Genomic DNA, 14,292 nt, shown 5'->3' on the forward strand with positions numbered 1-14,292 from the left:
GATTTATGATATTTTTTTCTGCCATTACAAATAGTTATATTAGGAATGAAATAATTATGAAACGTGAGAGAAACCGAAGCGGATGGGTGCCGAGCTTGCGAGTTGGAAGAACAAATAGCCTGACATGTACGTAGCCGACACACGTTAGTGTGATCGGATGCGAACATGTCAGGCTATTTGTTCTTCCAATCGAGTGGGCCGGCACCCATCCGCTTCGGTTTCTCGTACCATTTAATTGTTTAGAATGCCACAGGCTCCTCGATAGGACCTGTACGAACGATAGTCTTAAGCTCGAGGACAGGCCCCTCTCCGCTGTACTCTTCTCTTTCTTCCATACCTACAGTGGCAGTGATCTTGACCCAGTCCCTTGTGTTGAAAGGAGCAAGAACTTTAGGATCGCCCTTTGTTACGAATCCAAGGAATGTCATGTCCTGAGCGCAGCAGGTCATTGCCATACGACCGGGTACACACTCGTTAGCAGGCATGTTCTTTCTTTTCAGCATCATGCCGGTAAAGGTAATGTCTTTGCCGATATATCGATCCGGGTTATCCATGCAATCCATAAACCAGGTTCCATAGTCTTCCGGTTTAACATCGATTGAGGAGGCATTGATATCATAGGGAAGATCTTCAGGAAGTGTATCCTGAGGAATCTCACCGTCTTTGCCCTCAAGGACTATAACAGCATTCTGTCCCATGGCTCTTATTTTGCGGCGGTAGTCCACAAGCTTTTCGTTGGGAATATTATCACAACGGTTCACAATGGCAAGTTCTGCTGAACGGAGCATCTGACCGATAAGGCTCTTCATGTTGTTTAAATAAAGATCAAAGGTTGAACCGTCAATGATAGTTATTATCTGATAGATTGCCCAGGATTCCGGAAGTGAAAGCTCGTAAGCCGGCTCGCGGTTCTGCTGCTCCGCAAGAGCTGTTTCTGACATGGGGCCGTCCAGAAGATCATCCTGGTTCCACATTCCGTTCCACTCAATGATTATACGCTCAGGATTATACTTGTCCTGAAGCTTCTTCAGGTTCTCTTCGTTGAAATCAGTCTCATTTTCTATAAGAACCTTAACTGTGTTGTATTTTTCAAGAGTGGCATTATCGAATTCTGACTCACCTTCTTCGCAAAGAAGCAAAAGTGTGGTGCCCTGTGCCTGAAAGTACTCCTGTGCCATGGTGAATTTTAAAAAATCAGTTTTTCCTGCCTCGAGAAATCCGTTAATGAGGAATACGGGAATCTGATCGTCTCTTAATTCATAATTATCACTTGTTGCCATATTGTCTCCATTTCAATTTTTTATCTGTTGATATAAATGGTTTTTACTTTAACCTGTCACGTCATCATATAATAAATCGACGGTGATGAGAATCACCGTCGTCAAATATTACATTCCTGCAAAAGCTTCACGGAGTTCGTGCTCGTTGAGATCCGCACCGATAACTACAACCTTTCCTGTATATTCAGGTGAGCCGGTTCTGATTTCGGTCTGCTCCGGAACGAGGTCAAAGTACATCCATTCGCCGTCCTTTGTAGGAAGCATTCCCTTACATCTTACAACCTTGCCGTACTTCTCTGAGTGAGCCATCTCCTCAAGGATCTGGGAAAGTTTGTCCTTCTCGAAAGGATATGGAGTCTCTACGCCCCAGGTCTTAAATATTTCATCTGCATCGTGGTCATGACCGCAGCTGCATCCCTCATGGTGATGATGGTGCTCATGATCGTGATCGTGGTGGTGATGCTCGTGCTCCTCGTGGTCATGGTGGCAGCAGCATTCTTCGCCATCCTCGTGATGATGGTGATCATGCTCGTGCTCATGATCGTGATCGTGGTGGTGATGCTCGTGCTCCTCGTGGTCATGGTGGCAGCAGCACTCTTCGCCATCTTCGTGATGGTGGTGCTCATGTTCGTCTTCATCATGATGATGGTGTTCATGTTCGTCTTCATCATGGTCATGATGATGTTCATGTTCTTCATGATCGTGGTGATGATGCTCATGTTCATCGTGATCATGATGGTGATGATGGTGTGAATGGCTGTGATGGATCTGAACGCCGTTTGGAAGTGTCTCGACCTCATCATGCTCATCTTCGTGCTCATGATCTTCATGCTCGTGAACACGCTCCATTACATCCTGAAGCATCTCCTCTGCAAGATCATACTTCTTTGAGATAATGTTCACCAGCTGCTCACCTGTAAGCTTATCTGCAGGAGTTGTGATAACAGTGGCTCTTTCATTGATTCCCTTTATTATGGAAACAGCCTCACCAACCTTTGCTTCATCAGCGATATCTGTTCTTGAAAGTACAACGGTTCCAGCGTATTCGATCTGGTTGTTGAAGAACTCACCGAAGTTCTTGGAATACATCTTTGCCTTCTTTGCATCCACAACGGTAACTGCTGCGTGAAGCTCTACATCAAGGCTTTCTGAAACTGACTTCACCGCGCCGATGATGTCTGAAAGCTTACCTACACCTGATGGCTCGATGATGATACGGTCAGGCTTATAAGTATTAACAACCTCTGTAAGAGACTGCTCGAAGTTTCCAACCAGTGAGCAGCAGATACAGCCCTGATTCATCTCACGGATCTCAATTCCGGAGTCCTTGAGGAAACCGCTGTCGATTCCTATCTCACCGAACTCGTTCTCGATGAGAACTACCTTTTCTGTTTTTAATGCTTCATCCAGAAGTCTCTGGATAAATGTTGTCTTGCCGGCTCCGAGGAAACCGGAAACGATATCTATACTTGTCATGATTACTCCTTCCAGTAAAACATTTATATATCAAGATGATCGATTAATCTCATAAGGAGTTAACATAATCATCGGGCAAGCGAATCACGTGTATACAAAATTAGCACTCTTGATTCGGCATTGCTAATTATAGGTTTATGAAATTTTATTGTCAACCGATGAAACCGCCATAAAAAGTGCGAAATTGTGAAAATTCTGTAAAATCGGTTTTACACAATCATTCAGCTTCAAAGTATTCGATTGCCTTTCCGATGTCTTCCGCACTCTTTATGAGCACATCGGCACCGGCTTCTTCCAGCTCTTTCTTATCGCGGAATCCGTATAGACAACCGATGGACTTAATACCGGCTCTTTTTGCGGTTTCCATATCTGTGTTGGTGTCACCGACATAAATACATTCCTCTTTTTTGCAGCCGATGTGTTTTAATGTATCATCCACTACACCTGTGTCAGGCTTCAAAGGATGGGTTCCGTCGTCACCTGAAATGTAATCAAAATACCCTTCGCCAAAGGCATGATTAAGAACTGTCACAGCCTCTGCCATTGGCTTGTTTGTAATGCAGGCAACCTTCCAGCCCTTTGCCTTCAAAGCATCAAGAGATTCTCTCATTCCGGGATACGGTTCTGCCTTATATATGCAGTTCTCTTTAAATATCTCCATATATGCATCGTGAACATCATCGATCTGTTCCATAACCTCGTCTGCCTGCTGGTCAAGGTCAAATGCTTTATCCTCGTCTTTCTCTTCCCACTTTTCTGCTTCCCTGTAGAGACGATTGGCGGTGGCTTCCACAGAACGCTCAACAAACTTGTGGCTGCCGATGCCTACGTACTTTTTTGTCTGCTCCAGGGTTACCGTGTCAAAGCCGAAACGTTCCAGAGCTTTATTCACAGTGTCCTGAAGACTGTAGAGAGTGTTTACAAGTGTGCCATCGAGATCTAAAAGAATTGCATTGAATTTCTGCGACATGGTGAAGGTCCTTTCTTAATTAATATCCGTTTGATGATATATGACAGAAATGTTAATATACAAATATAAAAGAGGTGTTGCCGATAGACGGCTAGCCCTTGGATGATAAGTTGCAAAAATAACTGCTCAAGTTTCTCAGGCTTATGGGCGGTTATTTTTTTGCGAGCCTGTATCCACCGGGGACGGTTCTGGCAGGTGAGAACCGTCCCCGGTGGATATCTTTTGACGCTCACATCATAACACTAAATCTAAGGCATCTAAAGAGGATTTGGAATCTTTATAAAACATTTACTTCTTAATCTGTGGTAATGTCTTTTACTTTTAGGTAAAATGAGAAACAGTTTAGCGGGTTCAGGTTTTTATACATAATCGATGGAACTATTTACCGGCATATTTTTTTAAGCTTGAAATACAGGAAGGAATATATGGCATTTTATTACGCAGTTCAAAAAGGAAAGAAACCCGGAGTTTACAGTAACTGGAATGACTGCAAAGCCCAGGTGACGGGATTTTCCGGAGCAGTATATAAGAAGTTCAGCACAAAGGCAGAGGCGGAAGCATTTGCGGTAGCAGACAGCGGATATGCTACCCAAAATGATCCCGGAGAATCCTCCGGGTTAAAGAAATCCGGATTGTCTACCGGTATGTCAGGCAAGGCGCAGGGATTGGGTGATGGTAGTTCTTCTGCATCTGCAAAAGTTCCCGAGGGTCCTCAGTTCCATTCTGTGGATGACATCAAAAGTGAAGATATAATAGCTGAGTTTGCGGGGGTAGATACGGAAGCTCTTGCCTATGTTGACGGAAGCTACAATGTAGTATCAAAGAAATTCGGCTACGGCGGGATTCTCATGAGGAGGGACGGAACCTTCGAGACGGTTCAGGGTTCGGGTACAGACCCATCTCTCGCTTCCATGAGAAATGTTGCCGGCGAGATTCACGGTTCCATGGCAGCCATTAGGGCAGCCGCAAAACAGGGCGTAAAAAGCATTACCATCTTCTATGATTATATGGGGATTGAGATGTGGGCCGATGACAAGTGGAAGGCTAATAAAGAAGGAACCATTGAATACAAGGCGTTTATCGCTGAAATGCGAAACAGTATGGAGATACGTTTTCAAAAGGTAGCCGCCCACACCGGCGTCAGATTCAACGAACTGGTGGACAAGCTGGCGAAGGGTTCTGTTGGGATATTGTGATATGATTTAAGTTGTAATTGCCATATCGTTTTGTCTTTTATGCTAATGTTTATGAATGTTGTAATCATTATAACTTATTTCTGAGCCAGCAGCCATGCCATGATATGCACTGCCTGCTGGAATTTACCGGCAGAGATCATTCCCTCGATTTCGTCAGGAGTATATTTCTTCACATTAAGAAACTCCGTTTCATCCAGGGCCTGATCGGCTACTCTTCTGCAGTTTTTTGCCCGGTAGATATAGGCGTAATTGTCTGCGATGGTTGCATTGGAGGGAACAGTGATGAGATGGCTCCATTCATCGGATTCATATCCGGTTTCCTCAAGCAGTTCCCGTTTTGCAGCCTGAAGTGCATCTTCTGAAGAATCATCTTTGCTGTCTCCGTATTCTTTATTGTCCTTACGCTCAATGCCTCCGGCTGGGAACTCGGTGGTCACTTCCTTTATTCCCTGCCGGAACTGCTTAACACATAGATAATTCCCATCTGTGTCGGAAGCCACGATAACAACATAATTTTTGCGGCTATAGCAGTAGTAAGGTTCAAATATACTTCCGTCCGGGAATCTGTAGGATAATCTTTTGAAATCTATCCACTCATCCTTTACTATATGCTCGCAGCTGACTTCCTCCCAGGCAAGGGGATCTTTCCGGCTGTTATCAGTTAAAGAGTTATTTTTATTCTCATCCATTTTTATACCTCAACATATACTATTGCTAGTATAATTAAAAAGAAAAAACCGTTCAAGCCACTGGATGACTTGAACGATTTTTTCTTTTTTGGGATTAATATATCGTTTGTTTTAATATATCAAAGCAATGTGATATTGTGCTTTGCACACTCATCGATCATGTCCTGAGGCCAGATACTTGCCTGAACCTCGCCGATGTGTGCTCTGTCGAGAAGGAGCATGCAGAGACGGGACTGTCCGATACCACCGCCGATGGTGTAAGGAAGCTCGCTGTTAAGGAGCATCTTGTGGTAAGGAAGCTCTGCTCTTTCCTCACAGCCTGCTTTCTTCAGCTGTTCTGCAAGTGACTTCTCATCAACACGGATACCCATGGAGCTTACTTCAAGGGCACAGTTAAGTGTAGGATACCAGAAAAGGATATCTCCGTTGAGAGCCCAGTCATCATAGTCCGGTGCTCTTCCGTCATGAGGTTCGCCATTTGAAAGCTTATCACCAATCTTGCTGATGAAAACGCAGCCGTGCTCCTTGGTAATGGCATTCTCACGTTCCTTGGCAGTCTTGTCAGGATACATCTTGAGAAGAGTCTCTGAATCGATGAAATAGATATCATCAGGAAGCTTGTTTACGGCATTGGGATACTTGTACCAAACCTCATGCTCCATGTGCTTGATGATACGGAAAATCATGCGGACAGTACCCTCGAGAGTTTCCTGTGTACGCTCTTCCTTATTGATGACCATCTCCCAGTCCCACTGGTCAACGTAGCAGCTGTGAAGATTGTCAAGCTTCTCGTCGCGGCGGATAGCGTTCATGTTGGTATAAAGACCTTCACCCGGTTTGAAGCCGTAGCGCTTAAGAGCCATACGCTTCCACTTTGCAAGTGAATGAACAACCTCTATAGTTTCTTCCGGCCACCATGGAACATCAAAGCTTACCGGACGCTCATAACCATTGAGATTATCATTGAGACCGCTGCTCTTCGGTACGAAAAGTGGTGCAGAAATACGGCTCAAGTTCATCTCACGGCCGAATTCTTTCTGGAATGTATCGCGAATGTACTTGATGGCTTCCTGTGTTTCGCGAACAGAAAGTCGTGGATCATAGTCCTTAGGAAAAATAAGTCCCATAGTTGCCTCCCTATTGTTATATTCTTTAAAGCACTATCTTAGCGCTATCGAAAACGCACTGCAAGTATTTATATGCAAGACATCCATGACTTTTTGCATTTTTACATGTAATTTAAAACATAAAAAATGGGAGTGCTGCCACTCCCATAAAAAGCTAAAACATGTTTATATTATTTCTTTTCGTGAATTTTTGAAATGCAGACTGCGCAGGATGCATCACCTGTGATATTGAGAACCGTTCGACCCATATCGAAGATTCTGTCAACGCCCGCAACCAGAGCGATACCTTCAACAGGAAGTCCTACGGACTGAAGAACCATTGCAAGCATGACCATGCCGGCACCCGGCACACCCGCTGTTCCTATGGAAGCAAGTGTAGCGGTAAGAACGATTGTGAGCATCTGAGACAATGACAGGTCGATGCCGTAGCAGGCTGCTATGAAGATTGCACACACGCCCTGATAGATAGCGGTTCCGTCCATGTTTATGGTTGCTCCCAGAGGAAGTACAAAGGATGAAACCTCCTTTGATGCACCGAGGTTCGTTACACATTCCATGTTAAGTGGTAATGTTCCCACGCTGGAGGCGCTGGAGAATGCGAACATCATGGCCGGTGCCATCTTCTTGAAAAAGTGGATCGGACTTATATTTGCAATGAGTTTTACTGTTAATGAATATACCACAACTGCATGAACTATATAACAGATATAGGCTGTAAGAAGCACCATTGCAAGTGAGCCAAGGATCATGGGGCCGTTCTTTGCAATTACGGGGCAAAGGAGACAGAATACACCTATAGGTGAAAGCTTCAGGATCATTTCCATGACACGCATGAATACATTGCTGAGGTCGTTAATGTCATTGATGATTCTTTCATTGGCATCCGGTGCAACATCTGCGATGAGAATGACTGCAAATCCAAGAAGCAGAGCCATAACGATGATCTGAAGCATATTGGCATCCAGAAGCGGTTTTACAAAGTTGCTTGGGAAAATATTTACGATGGTATCCATAAAGGATGTGGGTTCAGCGGCCTCGTAACTAAGGTCTGTGGTGGAAAGTGCAGGGAATCCGCCCTTGAAGATATTTCCGAAAACAAGACCTATGGTTATGGCAAATGCTGTGGTCACGAGATAATAGGCAACAGTCATACCGCCGATGGCGCCTACCTTCTTTATATCCTTCATGGAAACAACGCCTGCCATGATGGAGAAAAGAACGATAGGACAGACAATGAACTTGATCAGATTGAGAAAAATCGTTCCGAATGGCTTGATGTAGTCATTTGCAAAGTCGGCATTGTTCTGCATGAGAAGGCCGACAATGACAGCCAGGATCAAAGCAACGAAAATTTGCCCGGCTAAGGATAATTTGTTTTTCTTTTCCATAGTTCCCCCTTTAAAATGCACACGTAAACAAATTGATGATAATATTTTACACTACTATGGGAACTGTTGAAAATATTTTTCTTTATCGTAGACCTAAAAAATAATTACATTTTATTAACGGTTCTGGCGTTTCTTAGTCAGCTGTCTCCTGTGGAACTGTTTCTCATATCATTTCTGATCCAGGACAAAAGGATTTTGACTATATACTGCTGTTCGCTTTCTGTCAGAGGCCTGTGCTCCGGGACATGGTGCCACTTATGGAGACAGCCCCGGCAGCAGCAGGCGGTGGCATGCTGGGCGATAAAAACGGGATGTCCCTTCATGGGAGTCTGCTTTCCGTCATTCTCTGGCTCGGCAGGCGCCAGTTTTTTGGAAACAAAATCCATGGCATGTTGTTTTATGGTCTCTTCACTATGTGACAGGCAGTAGCTTCTCTCCTGCTCACGTAAGTGAAATGAGGAACGGAATTTGCTATGGCTTATGCGGTTAAAAAGTTCATCAATGTATCTGTCCTCAGGTTCTATTTCAATCTCATAGTTGATGCCGGGGATGGAAATGTTTTCGGCTTCGGAAGTCACTACGGGGATAGTGTGTTCAGATTCGAAATTTTCATCCGTCGGGTTAGAGTCTTCGAAGTTTAAAGATTCTTGAACACAGGAAGTGTTTGTGTTTTTAGAAGAAGGGGCTTCATTGATTTTGGTATCTGTGTCATGAATTACAGAGCTTGTGGGTGCGACTGTGGTTTGAAATACAGGCGGATTGAAGGCTCGGGAAACCGGAAAGTAATGAACATCAGCTTTTGCGGCCTGAGATTCACGGAACTTTTCGCCGATATGGTAGTCACGTCCCCTCATGCGGAAGTTAGCACCGGTTGAAGTGAAATAAAAGGGGATGTCATGAAGGATGCATTGGCGCCTCAGGTCCAGTACCCAGTCGAAGTCAAGAACAGAGCCGTCATCAGCATTATCCCCGGAGCAGCTAAGGTATGAAATGTTTTCGAAGTCAAGAAAAGAAGCGATATCTATTTTTTCTGTCAGGGGCTCTGCCAGAAGCGCAACGCCATCCGGGATTTTTTCAAGATTAAGTTCGTTGATTGCAGACAGCTTCTCGTCTGCCTCCCTTTGATTTGAAAAACTAATGGATAAAGAAGCTTTTACAGGAATATCCATTTGATGCCTCCATTAATGTGACATGATAGTTTTGATCTGAAATACCTACAGCAGGACAGGTATTTCAGAATAAAATGCGGAAAAGTTCAAAACTCAGAGCTGAAATTGTTTGTCCGGTCCCCGTGGGAATGACTCGATTCCGTCGTATACGGAAAAGATTATAATACGGTACTGAAAACGGTCCAGGGTTCTTCTGCAGGTGGATCGGCTGTGAAAGCGACCTCTGTTTTCTCAACAGAGTCATAGAAGCTCAGACTCCGGCAGAATAGACAGAGACTTTTCGTTTTGATCCTTGAACCGTATTTTCCGTCTCCCAAAAGCGGCAGGCTGCGGGACGCAAACTGGCAGCGGATCTGATGGAAACGACCGGTTTTAAGGCTTATTTCCAAAAGGGATATGACATTTCCGTTCCATTCTTTAGTGTCAGCAACTTTGAAACTCAGGACAGCTTCCTTTACACCCTTTCTCATGCGCTTCACCGGGAACATCTTTTGCTTTGTTTTATCTTTATATAAAAGATCCTTGAGAATACCTTCAGTCTGTTCCGGTATTCCCGGGACGATGGCGAGATAAGATTTCTTCAGAGTGCCCTCCTGGAGCTGCTTTGTGAGCTCTGCGGCGGCAGCTTTGTTTTTGCCGTAGACCAGAAGTCCTCCGGCGGTTTTATCAAGTCTGTGAATACAGAGAAAACCAGTGTTTTCTTTCTTTAGTGCCTCTGCCAAAAGGCGTGGAACGTCATGCTCGGAGTCCTCTCCCGGGGCTTTGTTCACAACTATATAGTTTTGGGTTTCTTTAATGATTTCCATAGGCGTTAAAAAAACTCTCAGCTATAAACCAAGAGTTTTGGGAATATTAAGTGATTTGTTTTTGGAATATTTTATCCGATGCTTAACCGCTGTTGTTCCGGTTTATCGGAATAGTTCATCCGGTGCCGGACTACTTTTGTTCAGATTGAACTGAGGCTTCTTTATCGGTGGTACTGCATTTACCAAGCTTTGAATCATTGCAATAGTGAGACATCCTGCAAGTGGAGCAGCGTGACCTGATGATGGTCTCCTGTTCTTCTTTTGTAAGCTTGTCCATGCGGGCTCCGTTTTTGAAAATATAAACGGTGATGGATGCCAAAAATATGATGATCAAAATAGCTAATGGTAAATTCATAGTCATAGTTAAAGTCTCCTTTTCGTGATTCTAACACGAAACAGAAAAATCCACATCAAAGTTTTTTAAAAAGTACTTATTTAGTGACATATAAACCGGCTTGAGCCTGATTTCACAAGGTCGGAATGCATCTTATTTTAGCATTATAAAGGCTCCGTTGTTTCCTCTTTGGCCATGGGTGAATCTGTGGCTGAAGAGAAGGTCCGGATTACAATTGGTACAAAGATCAGTGATGCAAATGTTTTCGCTCTTTACACCGGCTTCCTCCAGGAGGATTCGGTTGGCCGCCCAGAGATCAAGATGGTACTTGTGCTCGTTGTTTTCATTGAAACCGTCATCTGTCAGAAGCTCATCTTTGTGATTGGGAAATGCTTTTATAAATTCCATAGCAACATCCTCTGATATCTCATAACAATGTCTGCAAATGCTGGGACCTATGGCGCAGATCAGATCCTCCGGCTTTGTACCGAAGTGCTCCTGCATCTTCTTTATAGTTACCTCTCCCATGCGGTTCACAGTACCCCTCCATCCTGAATGGCTGGCTCCTATAGCTTTCCGTACAGGATCCAGAAAAAGGAGCGGCACACAGTCGGCTGCGAAAACTCCCAGAACCAGGCCGGGGACATCAGTTATGAGACCATCCACATCAGTATAGTCTCTTGGAACCGTGAAGCCTTTGCCACCATCTTCTTCCGTTACATAACGGACATTGGTAGTGTGAGTCTGGAAGGTGAAGACCATACGGTCATCTGATACATTAAAGAGTCTTGCGTATCTGTGGAAGTTCTCATAAACAGCATCCGGATCATCGCCTCTTGTGAAGCTTAAGTTCATGGTGGACCAGATGCCCTTGCTTACACCCCCAAGACGGGTTGAAAAAGCATGTTCGGCAATGCCTTGAGAATTAAAAGCAGGGAACTCAAGATAGGTCAGGTCGCTGCCATCATCGTTTTTTGCTGCTTTTATTTTCATGACAGAGTTGTCGGAAAAACGTCTTATTTTCATATGAACCTCCGGATTTCGGAATTTGTATAAGTCCTCTGTATAGAATTGATAACTCTCGTTGGTGATGTCATCACAGTATAATTCATTTTATGAGATCTGAGGCTATTTGGCTGGTTATATAGGAAAATCTACCGCAAACCGAGATACAGGACTAATAAACTAAAAAGCCTCAGGTCTTAAACCTGAGGCTAAGTGACGGATCCGGGAATCGAACCCGGGATTCAGCCGTGAGAGGGCTGCGTCTTAACCGCTTGACCAATCCGCCATAATATATAAATTTTGAAAATCAAGTGACGGATCCGGGAATCGAACCCGGGATTCAGCCGTGAGAGGGCTGCGTCTTAACCGCTTGACCAATCCGCCATATTATCAAGCCGCTTTTTATGCGACTTGAATAATTTATCAGAGAGTCACTAGAATGTCAACAACCTTTTGATATTACATTTGGTTATCAACTATGTGTGTTGTATAACTTGGCCAGAATCGCCGACAATCAGGTGGAAAGAAACATCAGCAGTGCGATTCAGTATGTGTTTTATGATCAGAGACTTGCCAAATCCTCGTAGAATGTCGGATAGGAAATATTGATACAATCTCCGTCAATAAGTGTCACCTCGGTATTCTGTGATCCCGCAAGGGCAAGTACAGCAAAGGTCATGGCGATACGGTGATCCTTATGGGTATCGATCTCGCCTGAACATATCTTAAGTCCACTGCCCTGTCCTTCGATGATCATTCCGTCCTCTGTTTCGGCAGCTTTAACTCCGACTTTTTCAAGACCATCCACCATAACAGCAATTCGGTTAGATTCCTTGACCTTAAGCTCCGATGCATTTTTTATCACCGTTTTTCCTGAAGCACCTGCAGCCACTGCAGCTATAACAGGAAGCTCATCGATAAGCCTCGGGATAAGGGATCCCCCTATCTCAGCTCCGTGGAGTCCTTCTGTGTATCGCACATGAACATCCGCAACATCTTCAGAACCTGAAACTCTCTTATTTTCAAGAGTTATATCCGCACCCATACTTAGATAAGCTTCGATGATGCCGTCTCTTGTGGGGTTAATGCCTACATTTCTGATGATCACATCAGAACCCGGCACCAGAAGAGCCGCTGAAATAAAGTAAGCTGCAGAAGAAATGTCTCCGGGAATCTCCAGAACTTCCTTAGGCGCCACCAGCTTATCACAGTGCTCAATGCTTATCTCCGCTCTTCCGTCTGGAAGCATACGGGTAGAAACCTCGGCACCAAGGGCTCTCAGCATTCTTTCACTATGGTCCCTTGATAATGTGGGCTCTATTACGGTGGTTTTTCCATCTGCGTAAAGTCCGGCGAAAAGTATGGAAGACTTTACCTGAGCACTGGCTACAGGGGATTCATAGGTTATGCCGTGAAGTGCCTTTCCGTTAATGCTTAAAGGCGCGCAGTCATTACCCTTTACAGAAGTGATATCAGCCCCCATTTCCATAAGAGGCTTCATGATACGTTTCATGGGGCGCTTCTGAATGCTCTCATCTCCAGTGAGTTCTGAGTCGAAGCTCTGGGCTGAAAGTATGCCTGAGATAAGTCTCGTTGTGGTGCCGGAGTTTCCGCAGTCCAGAACCCCGCTGTAGGCATTAAGCCCATGGAGACCCTTTCCGTGTATGGTAACTTCCTTTTCGTCATCACTAAGCTCTATCTCTATTCCGAGATTTCTGAAGCATCCGATGGTAGAAAGACAATCGGCTCCGTTAAGGAAGCCCTTGACACGTGTTACCCCTTCAGAAAGTGATCCCAGCATCACGGCACGGTGGGAAATGCTTTTGTCTCCGGGAACAGTGAGCTCTCCCCGAAGTGGTCGTTCGATGCCTTTTACAGTTTTATTCATCAGTCGATAAATCCCTTCATGCGAATATAGTCTTTCATAAGGACTTCCATCTCATCGTAGCTGATACGGGAAGCATTGATCATAAGGTCATAGCTTTCAGGATTCATCCAGTCCTGACCGGTATAGTATTTATGGTATTTCTTTCTTTCGTTGTTTATGCGCTTGATGCGCTTGATGGCTTCTTCTCTTTCGATCTTATTGTAGTCCATTGCCCTTTGGATACGGGTCTCCTCGTCTGCATATACGAAGAAGTCTACGTGATCATCCATTTTAGCCTCGGACAGTACGAAATTACTGCAGCGACCGGCGATGATGCAGGTCTCGTTTTTAGCGATCTCACGGATTACTTCGGCCTGGAATCTGAAAAGATTTTCCGGGGATACGATGTTTTCGTCAAGCTTCGGGCTGGAGATATCCGGAGTCAGGTGTGAAACGATCTTATAGAGGATGTTGTTTCCTGCTTTTTCGTCTGCAAGACGGAAGTACTGCTCTCCTATGGCTGTACGTTCCGATGTGAGTTTCAATATGTCATTATCATAAAAGTGAATGCCTAATTCTTCTGCGAGGCGCTTACCAACTACACGTCCGCCTGAACCATACTGTCTGTCAATGGTGATGACAAAATGCTTTTTTATCATAATTGCCTCCTGAAAAGTTTTTTCCTACTTAAGAGTATATATAATGGTACAGAAAATGCAAGGGATGCGCGACGGCCCACGAGATTGAAAGGACATCTCATGCCGTTTGTCCGTCTAGTTCGCACTGACGTGCGCCCTAGCCGGACAAACGGCATGAGATGTTCTTTCAACTCGCAAGCCTAGCCGCACATCCCTTGCATTTTCTTCCGCTTTCTATATATTTACAGATAATGCAAAAAACCATTCAGGAGTTCTTTCAACCCGCAAGCCTAGCCGCACATCCCTTGCATTTTCTTCCGTTTTCTACATATTTACTGTTTGTTAAT

At 44.5% G+C, this 14,292-nt stretch carries 13 protein-coding genes and 2 tRNA genes; 1 reads left to right on the forward strand and 14 read right to left on the reverse strand.

The window, feature by feature from the left end:
- Nucleotides 1-239: 239 nt before the first annotated feature.
- The 3 genes from T357_RS0103215 to T357_RS0103225 form a co-directional block, all read right to left on the reverse strand.
- Nucleotides 240-1,280, reverse strand: coding sequence for a TIGR03943 family putative permease subunit (locus T357_RS0103215; protein ID WP_031548553.1), 1,041 nt, complete (start codon nt 1,278-1,280; stop codon nt 240-242).
- Nucleotides 1,281-1,388: 108 nt separating this feature from the next.
- Nucleotides 1,389-2,756 carry a GTP-binding protein gene (locus tag T357_RS0103220; protein WP_031548555.1) on the reverse strand — a complete coding sequence of 456 codons (1,368 nt, stop codon included), beginning with the start codon at nt 2,754-2,756 and terminating at the stop codon, nt 1,389-1,391.
- Between the two features lie 217 nt (nt 2,757-2,973).
- The gene (locus T357_RS0103225; RefSeq protein WP_031548557.1) at nt 2,974-3,726 is read right to left on the reverse strand and encodes an HAD family hydrolase; all 753 of its coding nucleotides are present in this window, start codon (nt 3,724-3,726) and stop codon (nt 2,974-2,976) included.
- Nucleotides 3,727-4,151: 425 nt separating this feature from the next.
- Between T357_RS0103225 and T357_RS0103230 the strand changes: the two genes are divergently transcribed.
- Entirely contained in the window at nt 4,152-4,922 is a 771-nt protein-coding gene (locus tag T357_RS0103230; protein WP_031548559.1) for a ribonuclease H1 domain-containing protein, read from the forward strand.
- A 74-nt stretch (nt 4,923-4,996) separates the two neighbouring features.
- Here T357_RS0103230 and T357_RS0103235 read toward each other — a convergent pair whose 3' ends face one another.
- The 11 genes from T357_RS0103235 to T357_RS0103285 all read right to left on the reverse strand — a co-directional run bounded on the left by T357_RS0103235 (nt 4,997) and on the right by T357_RS0103285 (nt 13,966).
- Nucleotides 4,997-5,611, reverse strand: a complete 615-nt coding sequence (locus T357_RS0103235; RefSeq protein WP_031548561.1) for an NUDIX hydrolase — start codon at nt 5,609-5,611, stop codon at nt 4,997-4,999.
- Between the two features lie 119 nt (nt 5,612-5,730).
- Nucleotides 5,731-6,738 carry an aspartate--ammonia ligase gene (gene asnA / locus T357_RS0103240; RefSeq protein WP_031548564.1) on the reverse strand — a complete coding sequence of 336 codons (1,008 nt, stop codon included), beginning with the start codon at nt 6,736-6,738 and terminating at the stop codon, nt 5,731-5,733.
- Between the two features lie 170 nt (nt 6,739-6,908).
- A complete protein-coding gene (locus T357_RS0103245) occupies nt 6,909-8,126 on the reverse strand; it encodes a dicarboxylate/amino acid:cation symporter (protein WP_031548566.1) in 1,218 nt (405 codons plus the stop codon).
- A 137-nt stretch (nt 8,127-8,263) separates the two neighbouring features.
- Nucleotides 8,264-9,295 carry a DUF4186 family protein gene (locus T357_RS20775; protein WP_242840055.1) on the reverse strand — a complete coding sequence of 344 codons (1,032 nt, stop codon included), beginning with the start codon at nt 9,293-9,295 and terminating at the stop codon, nt 8,264-8,266.
- A 158-nt stretch (nt 9,296-9,453) separates the two neighbouring features.
- Nucleotides 9,454-10,101, reverse strand: a complete 648-nt coding sequence (locus T357_RS0103255; RefSeq protein WP_044915996.1) for an RluA family pseudouridine synthase — start codon at nt 10,099-10,101, stop codon at nt 9,454-9,456.
- A 130-nt stretch (nt 10,102-10,231) separates the two neighbouring features.
- Nucleotides 10,232-10,462 carry a hypothetical protein gene (locus T357_RS0103260; RefSeq protein WP_031548571.1) on the reverse strand — a complete coding sequence of 77 codons (231 nt, stop codon included), beginning with the start codon at nt 10,460-10,462 and terminating at the stop codon, nt 10,232-10,234.
- Between the two features lie 126 nt (nt 10,463-10,588).
- The gene (gene pgeF / locus T357_RS0103265) at nt 10,589-11,461 is read right to left on the reverse strand and encodes a peptidoglycan editing factor PgeF (RefSeq protein ID WP_031548573.1); all 873 of its coding nucleotides are present in this window, start codon (nt 11,459-11,461) and stop codon (nt 10,589-10,591) included.
- Nucleotides 11,462-11,654: 193 nt separating this feature from the next.
- Nucleotides 11,655-11,726 (reverse strand) — tRNA-Glu (locus T357_RS0103270).
- 26 nt (nt 11,727-11,752) lie between these two features.
- Nucleotides 11,753-11,824 (reverse strand) — tRNA-Glu (locus tag T357_RS0103275).
- 178 nt (nt 11,825-12,002) lie between these two features.
- Nucleotides 12,003-13,328 carry a 3-phosphoshikimate 1-carboxyvinyltransferase gene (gene aroA / locus T357_RS0103280; RefSeq protein ID WP_031548575.1) on the reverse strand — a complete coding sequence of 442 codons (1,326 nt, stop codon included), beginning with the start codon at nt 13,326-13,328 and terminating at the stop codon, nt 12,003-12,005.
- The gene (locus T357_RS0103285; protein ID WP_031548577.1) at nt 13,328-13,966 is read right to left on the reverse strand and encodes a cytidylate kinase-like family protein; all 639 of its coding nucleotides are present in this window, start codon (nt 13,964-13,966) and stop codon (nt 13,328-13,330) included. Before T357_RS0103285 ends, aroA begins: the two co-directional genes overlap by 1 nt.
- Between the last annotated feature and the right edge of the window lie 326 nt (nt 13,967-14,292).

The organism is Oribacterium sp. FC2011 (genome assembly GCF_000701645.1).
In the GTDB taxonomy this organism is placed as follows: domain Bacteria; phylum Bacillota; class Clostridia; order Lachnospirales; family Lachnospiraceae; genus Oribacterium.